General features: G+C 68.5%; 23 protein-coding genes. 13 read left to right on the top strand and 10 right to left on the bottom strand.

The window, feature by feature from the left end:
- Positions 1 to 2 precede the first annotated feature (2 nt).
- Together dapD and PQI66_RS00575 are read left to right on the top strand one after the other, a co-directional pair.
- Complete coding sequence (dapD, locus tag PQI66_RS00580; protein WP_339995204.1) at positions 3 to 947, top strand: 2,3,4,5-tetrahydropyridine-2,6-dicarboxylate N-succinyltransferase; 945 nt, start codon at positions 3 to 5, stop codon at positions 945 to 947.
- Between the two features lie 176 nt (positions 948 to 1,123).
- Positions 1,124 to 3,733: an ABC transporter permease gene (locus tag PQI66_RS00575; protein WP_339995202.1), complete on the top strand. Its 2,610-nt coding sequence runs from the start codon at positions 1,124 to 1,126 to the stop codon at positions 3,731 to 3,733.
- A gap of 18 nt (positions 3,734 to 3,751) precedes the next feature.
- Here the strand turns inward: PQI66_RS00575 and dapC are convergent, their stop codons facing one another.
- The 6 genes from dapC to typA form a co-directional block, all read right to left on the bottom strand.
- The gene (dapC, locus tag PQI66_RS00570) at positions 3,752 to 4,897 is read right to left on the bottom strand and encodes a succinyldiaminopimelate transaminase (RefSeq protein WP_339995200.1); all 1,146 of its coding nucleotides are present in this window, start codon (positions 4,895 to 4,897) and stop codon (positions 3,752 to 3,754) included.
- A gap of 63 nt (positions 4,898 to 4,960) precedes the next feature.
- On the bottom strand, positions 4,961 to 5,284 hold the full coding sequence (fdxA, locus tag PQI66_RS00565) for a ferredoxin (RefSeq protein ID WP_339995199.1): 324 nt from the start codon (positions 5,282 to 5,284) through the stop codon (positions 4,961 to 4,963).
- A gap of 130 nt (positions 5,285 to 5,414) precedes the next feature.
- Positions 5,415 to 5,870 carry a hypothetical protein gene (locus PQI66_RS00560; protein ID WP_339995198.1) on the bottom strand — a complete coding sequence of 152 codons (456 nt, stop codon included), beginning with the start codon at positions 5,868 to 5,870 and terminating at the stop codon, positions 5,415 to 5,417.
- Positions 5,871 to 5,874: 4 nt separating this feature from the next.
- Positions 5,875 to 6,819 (bottom strand): N-acetyl-1-D-myo-inositol-2-amino-2-deoxy-alpha-D-glucopyranoside deacetylase, encoded by a 945-nt coding sequence (gene mshB, locus PQI66_RS00555; protein WP_339995197.1) that lies wholly within the window; start codon positions 6,817 to 6,819, stop codon positions 5,875 to 5,877.
- Entirely contained in the window at positions 6,812 to 8,761 is a 1,950-nt protein-coding gene (locus PQI66_RS00550) for an ABC transporter family substrate-binding protein (protein ID WP_339995195.1), read from the bottom strand. The genes mshB and PQI66_RS00550 overlap by 8 nt, the downstream gene beginning before the upstream one ends.
- A gap of 43 nt (positions 8,762 to 8,804) precedes the next feature.
- On the bottom strand, positions 8,805 to 10,715 hold the full coding sequence (typA, locus tag PQI66_RS00545) for a translational GTPase TypA (RefSeq protein ID WP_339995194.1): 1,911 nt from the start codon (positions 10,713 to 10,715) through the stop codon (positions 8,805 to 8,807).
- 343 nt (positions 10,716 to 11,058) lie between these two features.
- On the opposite strand from typA, the gene PQI66_RS00540 reads away from it, so the two are divergent.
- Together PQI66_RS00540 and PQI66_RS00535 are read left to right on the top strand one after the other, a co-directional pair.
- Complete coding sequence (locus PQI66_RS00540; protein ID WP_339995192.1) at positions 11,059 to 11,748, top strand: Rv1157c family protein; 690 nt, start codon at positions 11,059 to 11,061, stop codon at positions 11,746 to 11,748.
- Positions 11,749 to 11,772: 24 nt separating this feature from the next.
- Positions 11,773 to 12,330: a DUF402 domain-containing protein gene (locus PQI66_RS00535; RefSeq protein ID WP_339995191.1), complete on the top strand. Its 558-nt coding sequence runs from the start codon at positions 11,773 to 11,775 to the stop codon at positions 12,328 to 12,330.
- 313 nt (positions 12,331 to 12,643) lie between these two features.
- Here the strand turns inward: PQI66_RS00535 and PQI66_RS00530 are convergent, their stop codons facing one another.
- Positions 12,644 to 13,813 (bottom strand): acyl-CoA dehydrogenase family protein, encoded by a 1,170-nt coding sequence (locus PQI66_RS00530; protein ID WP_339995190.1) that lies wholly within the window; start codon positions 13,811 to 13,813, stop codon positions 12,644 to 12,646.
- Between the two features lie 119 nt (positions 13,814 to 13,932).
- Here PQI66_RS00530 and PQI66_RS00525 point away from each other — a divergent pair, with 119 nt between their 5' ends.
- The 7 genes from PQI66_RS00525 to PQI66_RS00495 all read left to right on the top strand — a co-directional run bounded on the left by PQI66_RS00525 (position 13,933) and on the right by PQI66_RS00495 (position 20,279).
- The gene (locus PQI66_RS00525) at positions 13,933 to 14,661 is read left to right on the top strand and encodes a DUF4232 domain-containing protein (RefSeq protein ID WP_339995188.1); all 729 of its coding nucleotides are present in this window, start codon (positions 13,933 to 13,935) and stop codon (positions 14,659 to 14,661) included.
- Positions 14,658 to 16,463: a hypothetical protein gene (locus PQI66_RS00520; protein ID WP_339995187.1), complete on the top strand. Its 1,806-nt coding sequence runs from the start codon at positions 14,658 to 14,660 to the stop codon at positions 16,461 to 16,463. The genes PQI66_RS00525 and PQI66_RS00520 overlap by 4 nt, the downstream gene beginning before the upstream one ends.
- Before the next feature lie 48 nt (positions 16,464 to 16,511).
- A complete protein-coding gene (locus tag PQI66_RS00515) occupies positions 16,512 to 17,180 on the top strand; it encodes an SDR family oxidoreductase (RefSeq protein WP_339995186.1) in 669 nt (222 codons plus the stop codon).
- Positions 17,177 to 18,067 (top strand): patatin-like phospholipase family protein, encoded by an 891-nt coding sequence (locus PQI66_RS00510; RefSeq protein WP_445227971.1) that lies wholly within the window; start codon positions 17,177 to 17,179, stop codon positions 18,065 to 18,067. The genes PQI66_RS00515 and PQI66_RS00510 overlap by 4 nt, the downstream gene beginning before the upstream one ends.
- Complete coding sequence (locus PQI66_RS00505) at positions 18,064 to 18,630, top strand: hypothetical protein (RefSeq protein ID WP_339995182.1); 567 nt, start codon at positions 18,064 to 18,066, stop codon at positions 18,628 to 18,630. Before PQI66_RS00510 ends, PQI66_RS00505 begins: the two co-directional genes overlap by 4 nt.
- An 89-nt stretch (positions 18,631 to 18,719) precedes the next feature.
- Positions 18,720 to 19,217 carry a hypothetical protein gene (locus tag PQI66_RS00500; protein ID WP_339995180.1) on the top strand — a complete coding sequence of 166 codons (498 nt, stop codon included), beginning with the start codon at positions 18,720 to 18,722 and terminating at the stop codon, positions 19,215 to 19,217.
- Positions 19,218 to 19,298: 81 nt separating this feature from the next.
- Complete coding sequence (locus PQI66_RS00495) at positions 19,299 to 20,279, top strand: DUF808 domain-containing protein (protein WP_339995178.1); 981 nt, start codon at positions 19,299 to 19,301, stop codon at positions 20,277 to 20,279.
- Here PQI66_RS00495 and PQI66_RS00490 read toward each other — a convergent pair.
- Positions 20,230 to 22,188, bottom strand: coding sequence for a BCCT family transporter (locus PQI66_RS00490; RefSeq protein ID WP_339995176.1), 1,959 nt, complete (start codon positions 22,186 to 22,188; stop codon positions 20,230 to 20,232). The two genes, PQI66_RS00495 and PQI66_RS00490, sit on opposite strands and share 50 nt — an antisense overlap.
- A gap of 95 nt (positions 22,189 to 22,283) precedes the next feature.
- Positions 22,284 to 22,760, bottom strand: a complete 477-nt coding sequence (locus PQI66_RS00485) for a hypothetical protein (RefSeq protein WP_339995174.1) — start codon at positions 22,758 to 22,760, stop codon at positions 22,284 to 22,286.
- A 189-nt stretch (positions 22,761 to 22,949) separates the two neighbouring features.
- On the opposite strand from PQI66_RS00485, the gene PQI66_RS00480 reads away from it, so the two are divergent.
- Positions 22,950 to 24,032 carry a sensor histidine kinase gene (locus PQI66_RS00480; protein WP_339995173.1) on the top strand — a complete coding sequence of 361 codons (1,083 nt, stop codon included), beginning with the start codon at positions 22,950 to 22,952 and terminating at the stop codon, positions 24,030 to 24,032.
- The gene (locus PQI66_RS00475) at positions 24,022 to 24,639 is read left to right on the top strand and encodes a response regulator transcription factor (RefSeq protein ID WP_339995171.1); all 618 of its coding nucleotides are present in this window, start codon (positions 24,022 to 24,024) and stop codon (positions 24,637 to 24,639) included. The genes PQI66_RS00480 and PQI66_RS00475 overlap by 11 nt, the downstream gene beginning before the upstream one ends.
- A gap of 17 nt (positions 24,640 to 24,656) precedes the next feature.
- Here PQI66_RS00475 and PQI66_RS00470 read toward each other — a convergent pair whose 3' ends face one another.
- On the bottom strand, positions 24,657 to 25,769 hold the full coding sequence (locus tag PQI66_RS00470) for a magnesium and cobalt transport protein CorA (protein ID WP_339995169.1): 1,113 nt from the start codon (positions 25,767 to 25,769) through the stop codon (positions 24,657 to 24,659).
- Positions 25,770 to 25,808: the final 39 nt, after the last annotated feature.

The raw sequence follows: 25,808 nt of genomic DNA, 5'->3' as shown, positions 1-25,808 counted from the left end.
CCATGACTGCCGCATATGGAACCGGAATTGCGACCCTGACCGCCGACGACACCGTCCTCGACGTGTGGTACCCCGAATTCGGGCTCGGCGCCGCACCGTCGACCCCGTCGGACTTCTCCCACCTGGAAGGCGAGGACACCGACCGCGGCGTCCGACGCGCGGTGGTCACCACCGTCATCGACGACCTGGACGCCGCCCCCGTCGACACCGCCGACGTCTACCTCCGCCTGCACCTGATCTCCGGCCGGGAGATCCGGCCCCACGGCTGCAACCTGGACGGCATCTTCGGCAAACTGGCCAACGTCGTCTGGACCGACTTCGGCCCCTGTGCCGTCGAGGGCTTCGAGGCCACCCGCGCCCGGCTGAGCCGGCACGGGCGGGTCACCGTCTTCTCCGTCGACAAGTTCCCGCGGATGGTGGACTACGTGGTCCCCACCGGCGTCCGCATCGGTGACGCCGACCGCGTCCGTCTCGGTGCCCACCTCGCCGAAGGCACCACCGTGATGCACGAGGGTTTCGTGAACTTCAACGCCGGGACCCTGGGCGCGTCGATGGTCGAGGGACGCATCTCCGGCGGCGTCGTCGTCGGCGACGGCTCGGACGTCGGCGGTGGCGCCTCGATCATGGGCACCCTCTCCGGCGGCGGCAAGGCCGTGATCTCCGTCGGGCAGCGCTGCCTCCTGGGTGCGAACTCCGGCCTCGGTATCTCCCTCGGTGACGACTGCGTCGTGGAGGCAGGACTCTACGTCACGTTCGGCACCAAGGCCGTCGTCTCCGGCGCGGTCGCCGACGCCGTCGGAGTGCAGGACGGCGCCACCGTGAAGGCGTCCGAGCTCTCCGGTGTCTCCAACGTCCTGTTCCGTCGCAACTCCGTCTCCGGCGCCGTCGAAGCGGTCGCGCGCAGCACCGGATCGGTGGAACTGAACGAGGACCTGCACAAGAACTGACCCCCCGGACAGTGGGCCGGTTCCGCCCGCTCCAGTCCCTCTCTCCTCGCTCCCTCTCCTCTCCTCCCCCTCCTCCCCCCTCTCCTCCACCGGAAAGCTGTCCTCCCCATGGGATCCCCCGCAGCCTCACCTGCCCCGTCTGCCCGCACAGCCCCCACCTGCCCGACCGCGACACGATGATCCGGGCCACCCGGACCCTTCTCCGGCTCAGTCTCCGCGGCATCGCGGCGCACCGTGCCCGGCTGGTGCTGACAACACTGTCGGTGGTCCTCTCCACCGCCTTCATCGCCGCGACAGTCCTGTTGTCCGGGGCACTCGGCGACACCGTCACCCGGCTCACGTCGTCCGGCTACCGGCACGCCGACATCATCATCCGGCCGGCGGACGGCCACCGGAGTCTCCCGGAGGGCATCGAGCACCGGGTCCTCTCCGGCCACCGGATCGACCGCGCGGAGATCGACGACCGCCGCAGCGTCGTCCTCAGCCGGGGAGCTGCTCCGGACGCCCCCACCGTGGACACCGGGGGGATGCCCGTGCACCCGGGCCCCTGGTACGGCCCGGCACGCGCGCTGGACCCGGACACCCGCCTCGTCGCCGGCGCCCCACCGGACCGCGGCGAGACGGTGGTCACCGAGGCAACCGCAGACACCGCCTCACTGGACATCGGTGACGAGGTGACTGTCACCGGCGACGCCGCGGAGGTGACCCTTACGGTCAGCGGTATCTCGACCGGCGGCGACACCGGAGGCCTCGGCCTCGGCATGGACGGGGACGACTACCGCGGGGCCTTCGCCGCCGAGGGGCTCCCCGGTCTGGCCGTGCGCACCGCTCCCGGGGCTTCACCGGAGGATGTCGCCGCAGCTCTCGCCGACGACCTGGCCCGGGCCCCCGGCGGGTCGGCGGTCTCCGTGCGCACCGCTGAGGAGGTGGAGGCCTCGGACGCCGGTGTACTGCGCACCGGGGTGGGGTACCTGCGCTACATTCTCGGCATGTTCGGTGCCGTCGCCCTGGTGGTCGGCATGTTCCTCGTCGCCAACACGTTCGCGATGACGGTGGGCCAACGGATGCGGGACTACGCACTGCTCCGGGCACTCGGGATGTCCGGCCGGCAGGTGACCGCCTCGGTCCTGTGCGAGGCCGTCGCCGTCGGCGCGCTCGGTTCGACGGTGGGTGTCGCCGCCGGAGCCGGTCTGGTCGCCGCCGCCGGTGCGACCGCCGCCGACACTCCTCTCGCACCGGACGTCCCGCTCGGCAATGTGGGGCTCCTGGCGACGACCGTCCTGGTGCCCTGGGTCGTGGGGACGGCGACGACCGTCCTGGCAGCATGGGCGCCGGCGCGCCGTGCCGCCTCCGTAGCACCGGCTGAGGCCGCTGGTGCGGGACTCTCGACCGCGTCCACCGCGCCGTCGCGTGTCCGCACCCTGGCAGGAACACTGACCTGCGCGGTCGGGGTCCTTCTCGTCGGGATCGCCGTGGGACCGGGCAGCGCGTGGGATACCCGGCCACGGGTGGTCCTCTGCGGGGCCGGGACCATCGTTGCCCTGGTCGGGGTGCACCTCGTGTCAGCGGCCGTGGTGCGCCTCCTGCTGCCTCCGCTGGGACGGATACTGTCGCTTCCCCTGGGCAGGTCCTTCCGGGTTCCTGCCGCGGTGGCCGTACGCACCGTCCGACGTACCCCGCGTCGCACCGCGGCAACCGCCTACGCCCTGACGCTGGGGATGTGTCTGGTCACGGTGACCGGGATGGCCGGCGCGTCGACGGAGGCCTCACTGCGTCAGGCGGTCGACACCGAGGTCACCGCGGACCTGGTGGTCGCGGCGCCGGGCGGTGCCGTCGACGTCGCCGTCCCCGGAGCCACCGTCGGCCGGGTCCGTGACGCCCCCGGCGTGGGGGCGACCTTCACGCTCGGCAAGGCCCTCGCCGTCATCGGGGAGGCTCCCACTCGGGGTCTGCCCCTGGTGACCGTCAGCAACGCTGACCCGTCGACGGTCCTCGACGTCGGGACAACGCACGGCAACCTGGACATCGGCACCGGGGACGGCATCACCATGTCGAGCTCCTATGCCGCGGAGCACGGTTGGAGCATCGGGGACATGGTCCCGGTGGCGGCGCAGGGCCAGGACAGGGCCGTGGAGCTCCGACTCACCGGCACCTACGGGCACTCCCGGATCCTCGGTGACGTCGTCATCGGGGCCAGCGCCTTCTGGCGCCTCGCCCCGGGGACACAGGGTGGCACCGGTCACCGGGTCGTGGCGCTCCTCGTCGACGGCGACGGAACGCTCCCCCGGCAGTCACTGGCCGACCGGCTGACCGGTCTCCTCGGCGACGGCGCGGACGTGACGGTCCAGACACCGACGGAGTATGCGGGGGAACAGTCGGTTCTCGTCGAGCGCATCATCGTCGTCGTGTATGCCCTGCTCGCCCTCGCCGTGGTCGTCGCGGTCCTGGGTGTGGTGAACACCCTGGCACTGTCGGTGGTGGAACGCCGCAGGGAGATCGGCATGCTCAGGGCGGTGGGGACGAGCCGTGGGCACGTCCGGCGCATGGTCGCCCTCGAAGCGGTGCTGACGACCGTCTACGGCGCCGTCCTCGGCACCGGGGTGGGGCTGGGTGCCGGCTGGGCGTTGCTCACCGTCCTCACCGACGTCGGGCTCACCAGCGTCGCTGTCCCGTGGACGCTGGTCATCACCGTCCTGGCGGTGTCCGTACCGGTCGGGGCCGTCGCCGCGCTCGCACCGGCGGCACGGGCGGCGCGGATTCCACCACTTGAGGCGGTGCAGCCGTAGGGACCTCGGGTCCCGCGCCTACCCCAGCCCCGCGGCGAGCCGTCGGGCGGCGGTGACGATCTGCATGTCGGTGGCGGTCAGCCCGATGCGCACATGCTCGGCCCCGGACGGGCCGTAGAAGTCGCCCGGCGCCACCAGGATGCCGAGCTCCGCGAGACGGTCCACCGTCTCCCTGCAGGGCCGTCCCTCGGTGGCCCACAGGTAGAGTCCGCCCTCCGAATCGTCGATGCGCAGTCCCGCCGCCTCCACTGCCGCGGAGAGCAGCTCGCGGCGCTTGCGGTAGCGGTCCTTCTGCAGGATCTCCTGACCGTCGTCCTCCAGGGCGGCGACGCTCGCCGCCTGAATCGGTCCGGGCATCATCAGGCCGGCGTTCTTGCGGACGCTGAGCAACTCGGCGATCAGCGCCCGGTCACCGACGAGGAACCCGGAGCGGTAGGACGCCAGGTTCGAGGTCTTCGACAGGGAGTGCACCGCGATGAGGTTGGTGTGGTCGCCGTCGCAGACCCGCGGGTCCAGGATCGAGACCGGGGCCCCGTCGGCACCGTCGGCACCGTCGGTCCCCCAGCCGAGACCGAGATAGCACTCGTCGGAGACCACGACCACGTCGCGTTCCCGGGCGAACTCCACGACCTTCCGGAGATGCTCCACCCCGAGCACCTTGCCGTGCGGGTTCGCCGGTGAGTTGATGAAGATCAGCGTCGGACTCTCCGGCCCCAGCGCGAGCAACGAGTCGCTACGGAGCACCGTCGCCCCGGCCAGCCGTGCCCCGACCTCGTAGGTCGGGTACGCCAGTTCCGGAATGACGACGGTCTGCCCCGGCAGCACGCCGAGCAGGAACGGCAGCCAGGCGATCGCCTCCTTGGTCCCCACCACCGGCAGTACGGCGTCCTGTCCGACACCGGTGACCCCGAACCTCCGCGCCACCGCGGAGACGATCGCCTCCCGCAGCTCCGGGGTCCCGACAGTCTGCGGGTACCCCGGGGCGGCGGCATTCTCGGCGAGCGCCAGCTGGATCGAGGGTGCGACCTCGTCGACGGGGGTCCCCACCGAGAGGTCGATGATGCCGTCCGGGTGTGCGGACGCGGTCGTCTTCGCACCGGCCAACGAGTCCCACGGGAAATCGGGGAGCTCGGTGGACAGGGTACGCCGTGTATGGCTCGGCATAGGCGTTCTCAACTTCTTCCTTCGACAGCGGTGGTGTCGCCGACGGCGCGGGCGGGGTGTGGGTCAGTCCTGGTTCTGCGGGGGAAGGTTGGTGATACCCTCCACGTCGAAATCCTGCGGGCCCAGCTTGGCGGCTCCGCCCGGGTCCCCGAGGTCATCGAAGAAAGCGACGTTGAAGTCGATGTAGTCCTCCCACTCGTCGGGGAGGTCGTCCTCGTAGAAGATCGCCTCCACCGGGCAGACCGGCTCACAGGCACCGCAGTCCACGCACTCGTCGGGGTGGATGTACAGCGCACGCTTGCCCTCGTAGATGCAGTCGACGGGGCATTCTTCCACGCACGCCCGGTCCATCACGTCCACACAGGGCTGCGCGATCACGTAGGTCATCTGGTTGTCACTTTCTGGAGTTCGTCACTGTTCAGGATGTATCAACTTGTTCATCAGCCGTTCCGGAGTCACCGGAACAACAGTTATCGCCCGCTGCCGCCGGGTGCCGCCAGGTGCAGCTGTGATCTTCTCACTTCAACCGCAGTAATGCCCAACCGCCGCCGGCCGCCCCCAGGGGAAGAAGCAGCAGCGCCCAGACCGTCCCGGCGAGAATCGTGTCGCCGCCCAGCCCGGGAAGGACCGGCCAGAACAGCAGGAGAGCGTATCCGGCGAGCCAGACCCACAGCGGCGTCGCGGCGACGCGCCGGTTGTCGGTCCACAACAGTGCCGTCTTCACGAGCACGTAGTTGAACCACGGCCCGACGAGCACCGGCCACGGGAACGGCACCGACACGTCGCCGACGGTGATCCTCGAACCCAGGTAGAGAGCCGACAACAGGATCGCCACCAGTGACCCGACACAGAGCCAGACGATACCGGCGACCCGTTCCGAACGCGTCGTGTCACGGCGGACCTGCGACCGCTCCGGATCACCCCAGTACGGTTCGGCAGCGGCGTCGGCCGTCGTCGTGTCATCAGCGCTCATCGAATCACCTCCCTCCGGCAAACAGACAGTCTAGTCTGTCCAGTACATCGGGGGCCAACCCGGCCGGCGACTCGAACTGTTGCCCCAGGGTGTAGCTCTCGGAGTCCAGCAACGGTTGCGCGATGAGGTTCGACAGGCAGAACGCCACCGGCCCGGCGGAGTACCGTGGCCGGTCATTGACGTCGGAGACCGACCCGTCCGCGACCCACAACTGGGTCGCGTGCGCCGCCATCGCACGTTGCTTCGCCGCAACGTCCCGTGCACTGCCCTCGACCCGGGCGTCCACCACGCGCGACGGCACCGTCGGAAGCTCACCGGGCGCCGGGCTCCGCCAGCCCTCCGGCGGTGCACCATGCTCGTCGAGGGCGCGCAGTCCCGCCTCGACCCGTTCCCTCTCCTGGGCCGTCCAGAAGATCTTCAGGGGTGCCCACCGCCCCTCCTCCACACCACGGGAGGCGGCGCGGTGGGTGATCTCGTGGGCCCGGATGTGGTCCGGGTGCCCGTACCCCCCGTCGGGACCGTAGGTGACCACGACGTGCGGCCGGTGGGCGTCGAAGAGGTCCATGAGCTGATCGACCGCAGTCTCCCCCGAATTCACGAAGGCCCGCGGATGTTCGGCGGCGGGAGTCCCGGCCATCCCCGAGTCGCGCCACCGACCGGGACCGCCGAGGAACTCGGGACGCCCCAGCCCGAGCTCGCCGAGGGCCCGCTGCAGTTCGGCGATCCGGTAGCCGCCGAGGACGTCTGCACCGTCGGCGACGATACCGGCGTACTTGTCGCCGATGACCTCCCCCTCCTCACCGAGTGTGCAGGTCACCACCGAGACCTCCGCGCCACGCCGGGACCAGTTCGCCATCGCGAGCCCGCCCCAGATCGATTCGTCGTCGGGATGTGCGTGCACCGCCAGGACACGCACACCTGTCAGGTCATTCGGGGTCAGGTCATTCATCGTCGGCTTCTCCTGTCGTGTCGGTGTCGTGTGCGTCGGTCTCCGCCTCAGCACCGGGGCCGCTGGCACGGGACCAGCCGGCCACCGTGACGAAAGGTCCGGACCGCTCCCCCATCGGCCAACTGTCGACCCGCCCGGCAGGGCCGACGAGCTCGACGGAGCGGCCCACCACGACCCGGTCGCCGAACAACGGCAGGGACAGTGCCTGCTCGGACAGCCGGGCCCTCACCTCGTCATCGGAACCCTCCTGCAGGAGGGTGTCGACCTCGGGGTCACAGAAGCCGGAGACATTCGACCCCCGCGCAGTCGGGGCGTCGTCGCCGTCCGTCGTCGTGGTCGCGGCGTCCTCCGGGGGCCCGGCCCCCGCCGAACCGGACGCAGACCCGGTCGACTGCGTGTCGGCACCGTCAGAACCGTCAGAACCGTCAGAACCGTCAGCACCGCCGGTACTGTCGTCCTCCGGTTCAGTGGACAGTTCGGACTCCGTCGGAAGCTGCTGGGACGGTGCACGCATCGGGCGATCCGCGTAGTCGCAGGCGAATTCACTGCGCAAGTCCGTCCGCGAGCGGTCCCGGTCCTGCCAGACCACCACGGCGTCGACATCACCCCGGGGCAGGAACGCCGAGTAGAGGTCCGCGGATGACGGGGTGACGACGGTCGCGGGAACACCGGCCGCACCCAACTGGTCGACGACCCGCCGTGCCGCTTCGACGGCTTCGTCGTCCAACGTGTCCGCCGCGATACGTAGCGGGTCGGCCGACGTGGCGCCAACCGCCTCCGCTGCGCCACCGGCTGGGTCGTACCCGCCGTGTCCCCGGTACGCTCCGACGCCACCCTCCGGTGCGACAGCATCCGGGTCCCCCGTGACCAGTCGTGCGACCTGGTCGGCGTCGATGCCGGACAACAGTGCCCGGCGGGCGTCGGGATCGGCCATCCGCCCGGCTCCTGCGTTGGGGACCAGGTCCAGTCGGGTGTCCAGGTCGACGGTCGCCGACCCCACTCCGGGAAGGCTGTCGACGGACTCGGCGGTGACCGCGCCGCTGCGGGTGGTCAGCATCTGGAACTGTCCGGCACGCAGCATCTGCGTCGAGGTGTTCAGGTCACCGGACTCCGAGAAGACGACCCGGTCAGTCCGCGCCGGCGACTCACCCCAGTACCGGGTGTTGCGTTCCAGCACGAGGTTGCCCCGGCCAGGGTCGAACTGACGCACCGTGTAGACGCCGCCCGACGCGGCAGGCAGAGTCCCCAACGCCGTGACGAAGTTGCGACCCTCCGCGCCGTAGATGTGGCTCGGCAACAAGTGGGCGAAAAGCTCCCGCCAGTCGGCCTGGGGCCGTGAGAACGTGACGGTGACCGTGTTGCCGCCCGCGGACACGGTGAGGTCGCTGATGTCGGCGTACCCGGCGTTGTCCGTGGTCCCCGGCATCGTCATGACCTGCTGCCACAGGTAGTGGAAGTCGGAGCCGCTGATCGGGCTGCCGTCGGACCACTGCGCCTCACGTGCCAGCGTGTACCGCACCTGGGTCGGGGCGTCCTCGTCACCGGCGCGCACGTCGACGGAGTCCAGCAGGTCGGAGTTCATCACGGTCCGGTGCCCGTCGCTGTCGACGGTGAAGGCACTCGGCAGCGTCAGGTCCGCCACCGTGGAGGTCAGCATCGACCGCGAACCCACGAGGTGGGGGTTGAGGTCCGCCGGGATGCGGTCCACCCCGACGGTGATCGTGCGCAGCTCCTCGGGGACCGCAGACGCGCCGTCGTCCCCGTCCCCCTCCCCCGCGTTGCCGGGTTGCGCCTCTCCCGCCTCCTCCGCGTCGTCGACGGTCGGCGCGTCGCCGGGATCGGCCTGGCATCCCGCCAGGGCGAGACCACAGACCGTGGCCGCGGAGGCGACGGCGACGACGGATGACGGACGCCGCCGCCGGGACCTGCTGAACTGCTTCACCTGGCGACGGCTCCTCTGTGTCCGGAGGGTTGGGAGGGGTGTCCTACTTGTTGCGGGCCTTCATGCGCGACAGCGCACGGGCACGCTCGTTGGCGCCGAGGATGACCTTACGCACGCGGATGTTCTCCGGGGTGACCTCCACGCACTCGTCGCCGCCACAGAACTCCATGGCCTCGTCGAGGGTGAGGTTGCGCGCCTTGGCCAGCGTCACGGTGGCGTCCGCGGTGGCGGAACGCATGTTCGTGAGCTTCTTCTCCTTGGTGATGTTGATGTCCATGTCCTCGTCGCGGTTGTTCTGCCCGACGACCATGCCCTCGTAGGTCTGGGTTCCGGGCTCGACGAAGAACTCACCACGGTCGCCGAGCTGGGTCAGCGCGTAGGCGGTGATCTGACCGGTGCGGTCGGAGACCAGGGAGCCGTTGGGACGGTCCTTGATCTCGCCGGCCCAACCCTCGTAGCCGGCCGAGTAGTGGTTGGCGATGCCGGTGCCGCGGGTCTCGGTCATGAAGATGGTGCGGAAACCGATCAGGCCACGGGACGGGACGGTGAAGTTCATCCGGATCCAGCCGGTACCGGTGTTGTCCATGCCCTCCATGCGGCCCTTGCGGGCGGCCATGAGCTGGGTCACGGCACCGAGGTGCTCCTCGGGCACGTCGATGACCATGTGCTCGTAGGGCTCCTGGAGCTTGCCGTCCACGGTCCGGGTGACCACCTGGGGCTTGCCCACCGTCAGCTCGAAACCTTCGCGGCGCATGGTCTCCACCAGGACGGAGAGTGCCATCTCGCCACGGCCCTGGACCTCCCAGGCGTCGGGACGCTCGGTGGGCAGCACACGGATGGAGACGTTACCGATGAGCTCCTGGTCGAGACGGGCCTTGACCACACGGGCGGTCAGCTTGTCGCCGCCACCCCGTCCTGCCATCGGGGAGGTGTTCACACCGATGGTCATCGAGATCGCGGGCTCGTCCACGGTGATGCGGGGCAGGGCGACCGGGTGCTCGGGGTCGGCGAGGGTGTCGCCGATCATGATGTCCTCGATACCGGAGATCGCGGCGATGTCACCGGCGATGACCTCGTCGGCCGGGACACGGGACACACCGACGGTACGCAGCAGCTCGGCGATCTTCGCGGTCTTGGTGTGCTCGACGCCGTCGGCGTCGTAGTGGATCCAGGAGACCTGCTGCCCCTTGCGGATCGTGCCGGCGAAGACGCGGATCAGACCGATGCGGCCCAGGAACGAGCTGGAGTCCAGGTTGGTCACGTGGGCCTGCAGCGGCGCCTCGATGTCGGCCGAGGGCTCCGGGAGGACGTCGTAGAGGACGTCGAAGAGTGCCTGCAGGTCCTCCGCCTCGGGGACGTTGCCGTTACCCGGGTTCTCGGTGGAGGCCTTGCCCGCACGACCGGACGCGTAGAGCACCGGCAGGTCGAGCAGGGTCTCGGCGGCAGCCGCGGCCTCATCGTCGTCGAGGGCCGAGGCGAGCTCGAGCAGCAGGTCCTGGGCCTCGGTGACGACCTCGTCGATGCGGGCGTCGGGGCGGTCGGTCTTGTTGACGCAGATCATGACCGGCATCTTGGCCTCGAGCGCCTTGCCGAGCACGAAGCGGGTCTGGGGCAGCGGCCCCTCAGAGGCGTCGATGAGCAGGACGACACCGTCGACCATCGACAGGGCACGCTCGACCTCGCCGCCGAAGTCGGCGTGACCGGGGGTGTCGATCACGTTGATGACAAGGTCGCCACCGTCCTTACCGAGGCCGGCACGACGGATCGCCGTGTTCTTGGCCAGGATGGTGATGCCCTTTTCCTTCTCCAGGTCCCCCGAATCCATGACACGGTCCTCGACCTCGCCGTGGGCGTCGAATACCCCGGACTGACGCAGCATGGCGTCGACGAGGGTGGTCTTGCCGTGGTCAACGTGGGCGACGATGGCGACATTGCGGAATTCAGTCAGTGACACAGATCCTTCAGCTTCCTTGTTGAGAGTCAGTCGTTGAGAGTCAGTCGAGGTCGGGGGTCCGGGTGTCGACACAGACCCCTCGGGGGACAACGACGCTCCAGGGTACTCGACAGAGGCCCGTTTTTTCTCATCGACGCATTTCCGGCGCCGGTTAACGGCAATCACTGATATGGTGGTCAAAACCGAACGTTGGCCGGACCTGTTACTCATGTTACTGTTGTGGCTGATGTGACGTTAAGGCATGCGCGTCGGGCCCGTTCCGACGCGACTCACGACCACCGAGAGGCTGACAGTGCTTCCCCAGCTCACCCGTACCTCACCGTCAGGACGGCCCTCCCGCCGCGTGTCCCGTGCGGTCTCCGCCGTCCTCACCGCCGTCGCCGTGTCCGCAGGCGCCTCACTGGGGGCAGCGCCGGCGGCGCACTCAGCCCCCGTCCTGCCCGGGCTGCCCGACCTGCCGATCGACAACCTGGGCCGCCCCACCCCGGAGCTGCTGCAGCAGATCGAGGACTTCGCGAACAACCCGCAGGTCCCCGACAACGTCGGTGACATCCTCAAGCGGGTCGTCGGCTTCTTCCGCGGTGACGGCGAACCCGGTGTCGGTATCCCCGAGAACGGTCCGGGCTTCACCCAGTTCGGGTGGCCCACGCTGGCCCAGAACTGCATCGGCGGCACGAGCAACGCCGTCGGCATGGCCATGGGGGTGCCCGGCCCCGCCGAACTTCCGCTGCCCGGCGTCCCCGGTGGTCACGTCTCCTTCGTCTTCACCGCACTGGGGACCGGCCCGGTCGCCGAGCGACAGAACACCGGCATGCGTGTGCACTGGGTCAACATCAACAACGGCCGGATCGGCCAGACCGACCTGGCCTACGGCGGCATCAACCCGGACGGACCGGCGACGATCAACGGCCTCGCCGACACCGGTCCGGGCAATGTTCTCGCACTGCTCGAGGGCGGGGTCACCACCGACGAAGAAGGCGGCCAGGGCAACTGCACGTTCCTCCCCACCGCCGGGATCTTCAACGTCCGCTGATCCGGACCAGCCCCCGAGTTCACCGTGAGTGTCCCGCATCCACCGAAGGTCGAGACCTTCGACATCACCGGATTGACCAACACCGACCCCAAGGGGCATCTGCGCCGGGTCGACCGGTGGGACGAACACGACGGCATGCTGTACATGGCGCGGCCTGCCGACCACCCTCGCTTCGGGTACCTGGAGAGTTGGCTGATCCCCGGACTCGACCTACGGGTCAACCGGTTCCATTTCCGCGACGGGGAGGGGGGCCGGTTCCCCGGACAGGATCTCTACGTCGACATAGCGCAGGTCGACCCCGGTGAAACACAGTGGCACACCACCGACCTGTATGTGGACCTCGTCACCTACGCCGACGACCGCTGGGAACTGCTCGACCTGGAGGAACTCGGCGACGCGCTCACCGCCCACTACATCGATGTCCCCACCGCGGCCCGCGCACTCGAGGCGTCCCAACGACTCGTCACCGGAATGCTGGACAGCGGCGGTGTCGACAGCTGGCTACGGTCCCGGGGATACGTCCTGTCCTGGGCGCCGTCGGCGGAACTGGCACCGGTCGGTGCAGACCAGCCCCCTGCGTGACCGCTACGGGAACTTCCACCGACGATGCAGGGCGCTGCCAGGATCTTCCAAGAACCCGGTCGTAGGTTGATAGTCAGAGCCACCGCAGAGGTGGCCGGCAGAGTACCCACCGGAAGGACACCCTGTATACGGCAGCTGAGCATTCTCCTCTTGAAACGTCAGCAGTTGACCCCCGGCCCACTGGGCCGGGGATCAACTGTATGCGGGGCCGGTTGCCGACGTCGGTGTCAGGGTACCGGTGCCGGGACGACGACGTGGGGGCGGTTCTGATGACCAGAACCGCCCCCACGTCGTTGCCTCAGGACGCAGACCTCTACTTGAGGATCTGGCGGCCCATGACCATGCGGCAGACCTGGTTGGTGCCCTCGTAGATCTGGGTGATCTTGGCGTCACGCATCATGCGCTCCACCGGGAAGTCACGGGTGTAGCCGTAACCGCCGAGCAACTGCACCGCGTCGGTGGTCACCTGCATCGCGATGTCCGAGGCGAAGGTCTTCGACCCGGCCGCCAACAGACCCAGCTTCTCGCCGCCCTCGGCCTCGCCACGCTCCGCATTCGAGGCCGCGGTGTAGATCATCAGCCGTGCGGCGTCGATCTTCATCTTCATGTCGGCGAGCATGAACTGCGTGTTCTGGAACGCCGCGATCGGCTTACCGAACTGCTTGCGCTCCTTGACGTACTCCACGGCCGCGTCGAAGGCACCCTGGGCGATACCCAGCGCCTGGGCACCGATCGTCGGACGGGTGTGGTCCAGCGTCGCCAACGCGGTCTTGAACCCGGTGCCTTCCTCCCCGATGATGCGGTCACCCGGAATACGGCAGTCCTCGAAGTAGAGCTCCGCCGTCGGCGAACCCTTGATGCCGAGCTTGTGCTCCAGGCCGCCGACACGGAATCCGGGGTCGTCCTTGTGCACCATGAAGGCCGAGATTCCGTTGGCCCCGGCCTCGGGGTCGGTCACGGCCATCACGGTGTACCAGGTGGACTTGCCGCCGTTGGTGATGAAGCACTTGGACCCGTTGAGGACCCACTCCTCACCGTCACGCACGGCCTTGGTCTTCATCCCGCCGGCGTCCGAGCCCGCCTCGCGCTCGGTCAGGGCGTAGGACGCCATCGCGCCGTTGGCGATGTCCGGCAGCACCTTCTGCTTGAGTTCCTCGGAGCCCGACAGGATCAGGCCCATGGTGCCGAGTTTGTTGACCGCCGGGATCAGCGACGACGCGCCGCACACCCGGGCAACCTCCTCGATGACGATGACCGCCGCCAGGGAGTCACCGCCCTGCCCGCCGTAGGCCTCACCGACATGGATGGCGTTGAATCCGCTGTCGTTGAGCGCGGTCAGGGCCTCCTCCGGGAATCGCTCGTCGGCGTCGACGGCGGCGGCGTACGGGGCGATCTGCTGCTCGGAGAGGCCGCGGATGCTGTCGCGGAGCTCGCGGTACTCCTCGGGCAGCTGGAAGAGGTCAAAGTCAGGGTTGAAAGCCATGAATGTCAGTCTCCTGGAAAATTCGTTGGACGTGCTCGCCCCCGGACGTTACCCGGGTCAGGGCACCTGCGCCGGGGTACAGCGAACCAGATGATGTGATTCAGCCTACACTGGGAGTCATGGTTACTCAGCACCCGCAGGGCACCCCGATCAGCACAGACGGCACCGGAAACACGGTCCGACACCGTCGGTTCCGCGCCGCCGCCGTGCCGGGTGCCGTGGCGGCCGTGGCCGTCCTGGCGGTGTCCGCCCTCACGGCATGTTCCGGTGGGGAGGGCGCCTCGGAGGGTACTGCAGCACCGACCGCGGACCCGACGCCCGCGGTCAGCTCGACGTCCGTCCCGGAGGTCCCCGCCCCCGGTGGCGGCCCGGGGACCGACGACGGCGCCGCTGACGGAGCAGAGACCCGGTGTTCCACAGAGGACCTCGACATCACCCTGGGGCAGACGCAGGGTGCCGCGGGCAGCATGCTGCTCGACGTTGTCGTCGCCAACTCCTCCGCCGACAGCTGCACGCTGTCCGGCTTCCCCGGCATCGCGCTGGTCGACGCCGACGGCACCCCGATCGGCGCACCGGCACAACGGGAGGAGGGCTCCCCGGCCGGGGTCGTCGACCTGGCACCGGAGGACACCGCTGTGGCCGCGGTGAAGATCAGCCGGGCGGAGAACTACGACGACGCGTCCTGCGCCCCGGCAGCTGCCGCCGGACTTCAGGTCATCGTGCCCGACGAGACAGCGACGACGGTCCTCGACCTCGGCGGGGGTGCCGAGGGGCCCGGCCCGGTCACGGGATGCTCCGACGACAGCGTGGAGTTGTTGTCGGTGCAGCCACTCACCGCTGGCGCGTGACACGCGCACTCGCCCCGCTGGGCATCACGGTCGCGCTCCTGGTCCTGCGGGGCTGGCAGCTGAGCCAGCGCACGTTCTACTGGGACGACCTGGTCATTCCTGCCCGGTTCCACGACACGGGCCTGTGGGTGCCGTACGACGGTCACCTCATGCCCGGTTCCGCGGCCGTGCAGATCCTCGTCGACAGGGTCGCCCCTCTGCAGTGGTGGTTGCCCGCCGCCGTCACCCTCTGCGCGACCGCGGTGGCTGCCGCGCTGTGGTGGTGCCTCCTGGGCCGTCTCACCGGGCGGCGGCCGGTGCGGATCCTCGCCTTCACGGCCCTGATGTTCTCGCCGTTCTTGGGTGTCGCGAGCGGGTGGTGGTCGGCGGGGGTCAATGCGCTGGCCTGGCAGATCACCGCCGCCGGTGTCGGACTGATCCTGCTGTCCGCCCCCGCCCGGGGCACGGCACGGTCGCTCGTGTCCAGGTCACTGGCCGCCAGTGTCATGTTGTGTGCCGGACTGCTCATGACGGAGAAGGTCCTCTCGGTGGTTCCGGCACTGCTCGTAGTCGCCGTCGTGTGGCGGGCGGGTGGGCGCCGGGTTCGGGTCAAGCCTTTCGCTCTCCCGGCCCTGCTGACCACGGCATGGGCAGTGCTCTACCTGGTTCTGGTCGACCGTGGGCCGGCCACGGGCCCCTCAGGGTTGGACGGGACCGTCAGTGCCCTCGGGTCCTCGGTCCTGCCCGGCATCCTCGGCGGCCCGTGGAGCTGGGACCGGTGGAACCCGTCGCCCGCGTTCTCGACGACCCCGGGCTGGGCGCAGCTCACGACCGCAGGTGTCGTCGTCGGTCTTGTCGTGGCCTACGTTCTTGTCGCACGGCCACGACGGGTCGCCGGCCTGGCTGCGGCTGCCGGGTCAGTCGGCTACCTGACCGTCGTACTGTTGCTGCTGCGGGAAGGCCGTGCCGGGGAGGGGGCCACGGACCTGCTGGCCCGCGGCATGCACTACTACGCGGACTGGTGGACAGTGACGGTGGTCCTGCTCGTGGCAGCACTCCCCCTGTCCGCTGCTCAGTCTGCGGAGCCTCCGGTAGAGGCGTCTCCCGCGCCCCGTCCTACCCGTCCGCCCACACGGCGCGGGCGGACGACGTCGACGTTCGGACGCCTCGCCGCCGTCCTCTTCGCAGCCAGCTCCGCGGTGTCGACCCTCACCTGGGTCACGGCGTGGTCCACCGACGACACCGGCGACTACCTTGCCGGAGTACGCCAGGCCGTCGCCGACGCCGGAACGTCGGGCAGGACCCTTCCCGACCAGCAGACGCCACTGGAGGTCCTCACCCCGTTGATGTCCCCCTACAACACCGTCTCCGCGATCGCCGGACGACTGCCCGACAGCGCCGCCGTCGGGGCGGTGACGACGTCTCCGCAGATCGTGACCCCTGACGGCGAGATCGTGGAGGCCCGCGTACTCGACGTCGCCCGGAGTGCCCAGGGAGACATCCCTGCCTGCGGTGTCCGGGTCGATGTCGGTCAGCCACAGATCATCGTGGTCGAGCCGGCGTTGCCGTTCGGTGACTGGACCTGGGAGTTCACCTCGACCGCCGATCAGCCGGTCACCGTGCGGCTGTCCACCCCGAACGGCCTCGAGGACGAGGACCGGTGGCGCTCCCGGGCGGTCGATGTCGCCGTCGACGCGGAGCTGACGACCAGGTGGGTGAATCTGGCCGGTGGCGGCGGGACGATCCTGGCGGAGGTCGACGGTCCACCCGGATCCCACGTGTGCGTCGGCGCCGGCGCGGTGGGACCGCTCGTCGCCCGCTAGGGTGGGAGCCAGATCCCGGAACAGGACCCGACGAAAGGCAAGCACACCATGTACGACATCGTCATCATCGGCGGCCACGGAAAGGTGGCCATGCTGACGGCACCGATGCTCGTCGAGTCAGGAAGCACCGTGACCTCGGTGATCCGCTCCCGAGACCAGTTCACTGACGTGCGCGGGACCGGTGCGACGCCCACTGTCGCGGACATCGAGTCGATGAGCACGGACGACATCGCCGACCTCCTCGAGGGCCACGACACCGTCATCTGGGCCGCCGGCGCCGGCGGCGGCGACCCCGAGCGCACCTGGGCCGTGGACCGGGATGCGGCGATCCGCACCATCAATGCCGCGGAGGAGGTCGGCATCAGCCGGTTCATCATGCTGTCCTGGTCAGGTTCCTACCTGGACCACTGCATCGCCGAGGACAGCGACTTCTACCCGTACGCGGAGTCCAAGGCCGCCGCGGACCAGCACCTGCGCGACTCCGAGCTGGACTGGACGATCATCGCACCGAGCAAACTCACCGATGACCGGGACCGCGGGGGCATCGAGGTCCTCCCCGAGGGCGACGGCCGGACCGACGCCACCGAGGTGCCGCGCGAGACCGTGGCTCAGACGATCGTGGCTGCACTGGAATGTCCGCAGACCTCCGCCCGGACGATCCGGTTCAACGCGGGCAACGAGGACCCGCGCGAGGCCCTCCGGAAGGTCGAGTGGTGACGTCCCCGGAAGACCTGGACGCTCCCGATGTCGCGTTGCTCTTCGAGGGTGGCGGGATGCGCAACAGCTACACCGCGGCGTGCGTCGCCGAGCTCATCGAGCGCCGGGTGCGTGTCGGCTGGGTCGGAGGAATATCCGCTGGGGCGTCGCACACGGTGAACTTCCTGTCCCACGACGCCGAGCGCGCCCGCCAGAGTTTCGTGGAGTTCGGAACCGCTCCGGGGACCGGTGGCATCAGTTCGTTCCTCCGCGGCGACGGCTACTTCAACGCGGAGTTCATCTACGAGACCTCCGGTCTGCCGGGTAACGAGTTTCCTTTCGACTGGGACGAGTTCTCCGCCGATCCCACTCCCCTGCGTATCGGCGCCATGCACGCCCGTACCGGCGAGACGGTCTACTGGGGCCGCGACGACATGCCGGACCTGTCGGCACTGATGAAGCGGGTGCGCGCCTCATCGACGATGCCGGTGCTGATGAAGACTCCGGTCGTCGACGGCGAACCGTTCGTCGACGGGGCGCTGGGGTCGTCCGGCGGCATCCTGCTGGAGGCCGCCGAAGACGACGGGTTCGAGAAGTTCATGGTCATCTGCACCCGCCCGCGGGACTACGTCAAACCGGAGGTGAAGTACCCGGGGGCGGTACGCCGTGTCCTCCGTGACACCCCGGCGGTGGCGGAGGCGGTCATCACCCGCCCCGCCCGCTACAACGCCACCAAACGTCGCCTCCTGGAACTGGAGGAGCAGGGCCGTGCCCTCCTGTTCTTCCCGGACCACATGCGGATCTCCAACACCGAGCGCAAGATCGACAAGTTGCGTGCCGCCTACCACGACGGTGCTGCCCAGACCAGCGCTGACTGGGAGCGGTGGTCGGAGTTCCTCACCTCGTGAACGGTGCACCCCCACCCGGCGGACACGGTGCCCTGCGCCCGTCCGACCTTCCCGACGTCGTCGCGCGCTACAGGTCCCTCACCGGGGAGACCGGGAACACCGGGGCCACGTCGGCCGGACTCTGCAGTTCCACCCAGGATCTGCGGCTCATCGACGCGATGATGACCGCCGACGAATCCAGGGCACGGTCGCCGCAGGCGGCAGCGGCGGGCAGTCTCTTCGTCGTAGTCGTCGCCAGCCTCTTCATCGGCGGCGGTCTGTGGCTCACCGTAGGCCCGCCGGCGGAGCTTCATGGCGTCTGGCCACGGACGTTCATTCAGGTCGTGGGGGCACTGCTTCTCCTCGGCGGGTCGTTCAGCGGCGCACTGTGCCTGACCTACCTGTGGGCAGGAGTAGCGGTGCGCCGGAGGTGCGCCCGGCTGGACCGTGTATTCCGGGCGTCCGTCGGTGGGCTGGTCGCCGACAGCCCACCGGCAGACATCGCCCCACTGCGGGGATCCACCCGCCGTGACCTTGTCGACCAGCTCGAGGCCACGGTCCGCGGGAGACGCGACCCCGGATAGCGCCTGCCGGTAACATATGCGCAGCACAACCGATTGTTTTCATGAGTGAACCACCATCGGACCTCTCATTCCATCGGAAGTGATGCATCATGTCCTCCCCGTCTTCTTTCCGCACCCGCGTCCTCGCCGGAGCCACGGCGCTGGCCGCCTCCGCCACCCTCGCCGTCGGCGCGGCCGGTGCCGCGCACGCACAGGACGGTGCCCCGTTGGCCGTCTACCAGATCCCCGCCCTGGGCCTGCACGTCAGCGGGCTCGTCGTTCCCGGACCGTACTTCGCCTCTGTGGTCGCCAGATCCACCGGGAGCCCCGGGGAGGTGAACATCTCCGCGCCGGCTGACCCGACGATCTGCTCCGGCAGTGCCGCCAGCTCGCACGTGACCGTCAACTATCTGAACCTGTCGAACGGACGGGCAGGGGAAGTCACCGTGAAGCCGTGCCCGAACTTCCTGGACCTGACCCCGGTGAACGCTGTCGCGCACACCGGCTCAGGACAGGTCGCCGTGTCGATCCGGGTCACCGGCTCTGCGATGTACCCGAATGCCGGTCAGCCGTCGCTGCCTGGGGCCGGGACTTTCCACGTGCGGTGACAGTCACCGCCGCAGGCACCGGCCATCGCTTAGGATAGGGTCTTCTCTTCCCCGTCTCTTCGACCCTGTACGGAGTACACCATGGCCGGTGGTCTGATCGCCCTGCTCGACGACGTCGCGCTCATCGCACGGAAGGCCGCCGCGAGCAGTCGGGACGTCGCCCACGCCGCGGCGACGACGAGCACGAAAGCGGCCGCCGTCGTCGTGGACGACGCCGCGGTGACGCCGAGCTTCGTCCAGGGCGTCAGCCCTGCCCGCGAGATCCCGATCATCTGGAGGATCACGAAAGGGTCGCTGGTCAACAAGATCGTCGTGATCCTGCCGGTCATCCTGCTGCTCAGCTGGCTGGCACCGTGGGCGCTGACCCCGATCCTCATGCTCGGCGGCACCTACCTGGCCTTCGAAGGCGCCGAGAAAGTGTGGCATGCGGTGTCCGCACGGCACTCGTCCGGCCACGCCGAGAACAGCGGGCACAGCGTGCACAGCGACGACGACGCCTCCCCCACCCCGGACGATGAAGACTCACTGGTCAAAGGGGCGGTACGTACCGACTTCATCCTCTCGGCCGAGATCATGGTCCTCTCGCTCAATGAGCTCACGGACCGGGGGTTCACCGAGCGTGCGGCGATCCTCGTCGGGGTGGCGCTGGTCATCACCTTCGTCGTCTACGGAGTTGTCGGGATCCTGGTCAAGATGGACGACGTCGGCCTCGCGCTCGCCGACCCCCGACGCGACCGACCGGACGCCGTCCGCCGTCTCGGACGGGGGTTGGTGGCACTGATGCCACGGATCCTCACGACCCTCGCTGTCGTCGGCACCGCCGCCATGCTGTGGGTCGGCGGTCACATCCTCCTGGTCGGCACCGATCAACTCGGCTGGCATGCACCGTACGGGGTCGTCCACCATCTGGAGGAGTCCGTGTCCTCCGCCGGCGGGGCCGTGCAGTGGCTGGTGGAGACCGGATGCTCGGCCGTCACCGGCCTGGCGGTCGGCTCGGTGGTCGTGGGTGCCGTCACCGGTGTTCGTCGGGCGACGGGTCGCGCGACGGGTCATCCTCAGTGAGGTACTCCCCGCGTTCATAGTCGTAGTCGACCGGGTTACCGTCCTCGTCCGTCCGGGTGTACCAGTCGGTGACCTCCGCCGCCCGCGAATTGAAGTCGCCTCCGGTGGCGTAGTCGCTGTCTGATTCGGTCTCCTCGACCGTGATCGCGAAATTGTCGCCGTGCTCGCGCACCCCGTGCACCACCGCGTTCGACAACGCCTGCTCCTGGAAGTCATCGCGGATCGTGTACGGGTCGGTACGCAGTTCGCGGAGCAGCGCCACCGCCATCAGCACCAGCACCACCGCGAACGGCAGTGCGGTGACGGTGATGAAGTTCTGCAGGCCCTGGAGAGCGTCCTCCCCGCCTGCCAGCAGGATCACCACGGCGATCCCTGCCATACACAACGCCCAGAAGACCGTCACGGCCCTACGCGGGACGGGGTTGCCGCGTTGGGACAGCTGGGAGTTCACCAGTGACGCGGAATCTGCGGTGGTGATGAAAAAGACGGCGAGCATCACGATCACCACCGGTGCGACGATACCGGCGCCGGGAAGGTGGTCGAGCACGGTGAAGAAGATCTCCTCCGCCGCAGGCATCGCCGTGGGGTCGTCGCCCGGCGCGATGGCACCGGTCTGCCGCTGGATCCAGATGGACGTCCCCCCGAGCACGGTGAACGCCAGGACGATGATGGTGGACGGGATGAACAGGACCCCGAGGATGAACTGCCGGATCGTGCGCCCCCGCGAGATCTTCGCGACGAAGACTCCCACGAACGGCGACCAGGAGACCCACCACGCCCAGTAGAAGGTGGTCCACCCGGAGAGGAACGCCTGCATGTCGTCCCCCTCCCCCATGTTCGCCGACAGCATCTCCGGCATGGACCCGACGTAGTCGACGATGACCGCGGGAATCATGTTCGCCAGGAACGCCGTCGGGCCGACGATGAAGAAGAACAACGCCAGTCCGATCGCGAGCACCATGTTGATGTTCGACAACCAGCGGATCCCCTTCGCCACACCCGACACCGCCGACAGGATCGTACCGATGGTGAGGACCATGATGATCACCAGGGCGAAGGTGTTTCCCGCCGGAGACCAGCCGGAGACGACTTCGACCCCCTTGGCGATCTGCAACGCGCCGATACCGAGGGACGCCGCCGTGCCGAAGAGGGTGGCGACGATGGCCATGCCGTCGATGAGGCGGGCCGGCAGGGTGTCGGTGGACTTCACCGAGAACAACGGCATGAGGATCGAGCTCATCAACGGCACCCGGCCCCGGCGGTAGGAAACGTAGGCGACGGCGAGTCCGACGATGGCGTAGATCGCCCAGGCGTTGATTCCCCAGTGCATCGCTGACTGGGACATGGCCCCCTTCACCGCCTCCTGGGTGGCGGCGTCGTATCCCCCGGGCCGGGGGTCGAGGTAGTGGCTCATCGGCTCGTAGGGCCCGAAGAAGATGATGCCGATGCCGATGCCCGCGGCGAACAGCATCGCGGTCCACGACATCGTGGAGTACTCGGCCTTCTCCCCGTCCAGTCCCAGCGGGATCTTCCCGTACCTGCTGAAGGCAAGAATGAGCAGGAAGAACATCAGGCCGGTCGCCAAGGCGGTGAACACCCACCCCATGTTCTCCATGACCCAGGCCAACGCCGCGGACGAGGTGTCGAACACCTGCCGCGGATCGAGCACGCCCCAGGCGATGAAGGCGACGATCAGCCCACCGACGACACTGACGATCCGCCAGTCGACGGAGTACCTGATCCGCTGGTCCTCCACCGACACGCCCGGCACCAGGGCGGGGTGGATGCTGTGCGGATAGGTCACCTCCCGGATGAAGCTCTTCGCCGATTCGCGTCGGGTCGGTTTCGTGTGTGGGGTCGGTTCTCCCTGCGCTGAGGAATCCACGGTGTGTCTCTCCGTTCCGGTCATCTTCTCCTGTGGCTCGTCACGGCCAACCCTTCCGACATTAGAGAAGAAAACCGTGCGCTGCAGGAACAGCGAGATCGTGGTCGACGGCCCCCGCCTTATGAGCCGATGAGCCAGTGCAGCGCTCCGGACACCACCAGCCCGACGAGCAGTGCGTTCGCGATGCTGACCACGACCGCGGAGACAAGAACAACCGTCCGACGGATTCCGGAGGCCCTCATGATGAACGCCGTGACCGGCACACTGAACAGGAACCCACTGACGAGCATCGCCGCAGGCGTCCCCCAGTCACCCACGCGTCGCATCACTCTGTGGTCCTGCCACCGCCCCTCCTGTCGTCGCCCGACTGCCCCCGCGGTTCCTACGGCAACCACCGTCGTCACGACCGTTCCCGCGGTCCCGATGACAACGGTCGGCAACCAGTGCATTCCGGAGAGCACTCCGACCAGCGCCGCGACATCACCTTCCAGGAGCGGGAGAAGCCCGATGACGAACACCGCGGCGATTTGCAAGGGCACCGGGAGTCCGTCGACATACTGCTGAAGTGAGATGATCCAGTCCTGAATCTGTTCCATGCGAGGGTCCTCCCGCGATGACGTTGGTGAAAAATGACACACCCACTCTGCGTCCACTGTGCCCGTCATGACAGTGGGCGTGTGTCAGGACGACTCATGACACGGTGTCACTGGCGAAAACCGACCTGCACCTGTTGCAATGGAGCGGTGAACCCCTCCTTTCCGTCGCGTTCGTGTGACATCCGGGACATGGTGCGTACCCGACGCATCAGGTCAGTGCTGCTGTCTGCGGGCGTCACCGTCGTCATGGGCGCCGTCAGCGCCACAGGCTGGGAGGACATCGCCGTCATCACACCCAGCCTCGCGCTGACCGTCCTGCTGATGCTCCGCCTCGGTGACGAACCGAACCCTGTCGTCGTACGCAGCGCGGTCGTGGTGGGCACCCTGACCTTGGTGTGGTGCGCACTTGCAGAGTCGAGCCCGGTCGGGTCCGCGGGGATCTCGGCCGCGCTGGCGGTACTCGTCGCAGCCAGGAGTGACCATCCCGTACGATGGGGGACCGTCGGGCTCCTCGGTGTCGTCGCTGTGAGCGCCCTGGTGCTGACCACAGATTCGCCGAATGCGATAGGGATGCTCATCAAACTCTCTGTCGTGGCCGCGGTATGGATGGTCGCCGTCATCGACATCGGCGCGGAATCACGCCTCCTTACCCTCTTTGAACAGGCCAAAGACACCGAGCGGGAGTTGTCGTTGGCCGAGGAGAGGCGCCGCTTCGCCGCTGACCTGCACGACATCCAGGGGCACTCCCTCCATGCCATCAAACTCAAGGCCGCAGTCGCCGCGCGGATGCTCCCCGTCGACCCGGAGCGGACCAACCATGAGCTTGCGGCGATCGATACCCTTGCCGCGGAATCCCTGAGAACAGCCAGGGCGCTCGCGGACGACACCCACGTGATGAGTTTCTCAGAGGAACTCGATTCGGTGGCCGCCCTGTTGTCGGCTGCCGGGATCGCTCTCACGGTCCAGCAGCCCACCGGTACACCGGGCCCCGCGCACGACGCTGTCCTAGCGCGCGTCCTGCGTGAGGCGACCACGAACCTCCTGCGCCACTCCGACGCGACGCACGTCGCCATCACGACCACGTTCTCCGGTCTTGTCGTCACCAATGACGGCGCCCGAAGACCGCGGGCTCATCGGCGCTCCGCGGCCTGGCGACACTCCGTGAGCGGCTGCGGTCGACAGGCGGAAACATCCGGCTGGAACGCCAGGACGGCACTGTCGTCCTCAGTGCCACGGCAGGAGAGGATACGGCGAGACTCCCATGACTCATGATGCCCCGGTACAGGTCATGCTGGCCGACGACGAGCGTCTCATCCGGTCTGCTCTGGCAACCCTCTTGCCCATGGAGGCGAACATCGCGATCTGCGCCGAGGTCGGAGACGGAGCGGCTGCCGTGGAGGAGTTCGACCGCCGACGCCCCGATGTCGTGGTCCTCGATCTCGACATGCCCGGCCTCAACGGACTCGATGCGGCCACCCGAATACAGGACATCGTCCCCGACCAGTCAATTCTCCTCCTCACCAGGCACGCCCGTCCAGGAGTGCTACGCACCGCACTCGCCGCAGGGATCCGCGGTTTCCTCGGTAAAGACACCGACGCCGACGAGATCGCTGCCGCGATCATCGCGCTCCGGGACGGTCGCAGGGTCGTCGACCCCTCCGCCGCTGCACGTGCGGTCACCGATACGTCTCCGCTGACGGAACGGGAGAAGGATGTGCTCCGGGTCACCGGGGAGGGCTACAGCGTGCGTGACATCGCCGGCATCCTGCATCTCTCTCCCGGCACCGTACGAAACTACCTTTCCTTCGCCATCCGGAAGACCGGCCGGACGACCCGCCACGATGCCGCGCGGTACGCCCGGAACAACGACTGGCTGTAAAACAGTCTCCCCTGCCCTCACATCCATTTACTACGCCGGAAGAAGACGTAGAGCAGTACCGCCACCCCGAGCATCATGCTCAGCGCCATGGGGTAACCGAATGCCCAGTGCAGCTCCGGCATGTCGTCGAAGTTCATTCCGTAGATCGCGCCCACCAGCGTCGGTGCGAAGAGAATCGCCGCCCACCCGGAGATCTTCTTCATGTCCTCGTTCTGACGTTGTGCGACCAGGGTGGCGTTGACGTTGAGGATCTGGCCGAGCGCGTCCCGGTGGTCGGCGGCGAGGGTGCCGGCCCGGGTGAGGTGGTCGGCGACGTCGTCGAGGTAGGAGCGGAGGTCTTCCGGGATGTCGTACTTCACGAAACCGGCGCGGAGCGCGTCCAGGACCTCCGACATCGACGCGATGGTCTGCTGGACGTCGATGACCTCCTGGCTCAGACGGTAGATGCGCTCGGCGACCGCTGCGTCACCGCTGAACACCTGGCGTTCGATCTGTTCCTTGTCGATGGCGATGCCCCGGAGCACCGGGGGGTAACCGTCGACGATGGCGTCCAGGATCCGGTAGACCACCGCCTCCGGGCCCAGCCGCAGGATCTCGCGGTCGGCCAGCAACGCCCGCTCCCGGGGGTCGCCGTCCTCGTCTGAGCCGGCGAAACGGGCGCTGTCGGTACCGTCGACCCACCGTCCGTCCTGGCAAAGCACGGCCACCGACCTGTCCCGGACCAGGATGTGAAACTCGGAGAAGGCGACGTCCTCGGCCGCGTCGTTGTACCTGGCGGAGCGGGCGACGAGGAACAGGACATCGCCGTAGCGCTCCAACTTGGGCCGTTGGCGGGCATTGACGAGGTCTTCGACCAGCAGCGGGTGCAGTTCCCACGCCTCCGCCAGGTCGGTGATCCCGTCCCTCCCCGGGGCCGGGTACAATAGCATCACCATGCGGTCCTCGTGGTCAGCGACGGACGCTGTCGCATCGGCCACCGTCGTCTCCCGTGGAACCGGGTGTGCGACACCGTCGTCGACATAGGTGAGGACGGGCGGGGTCGCCGCGGGGACGGTCGTCAGCCCGCCGGGCCGCGACCGGCCGCGGGTCAGTCTGCTGATTCTGCCGTCGTTGGTCTTGCGGTTGCCCATGCGTCTACCCTCTCGGCACGAAGACTGTTTGTCGTTGTC

The sequence above is a fragment of the Corynebacterium sp. USCH3 genome, from assembly GCF_037619475.1.
In the GTDB taxonomy this organism is placed as follows: Bacteria; Actinomycetota; Actinomycetes; order Mycobacteriales; family Mycobacteriaceae; genus Corynebacterium.
This window is presented reverse-complemented; position numbering and strand designations above follow the sequence as displayed.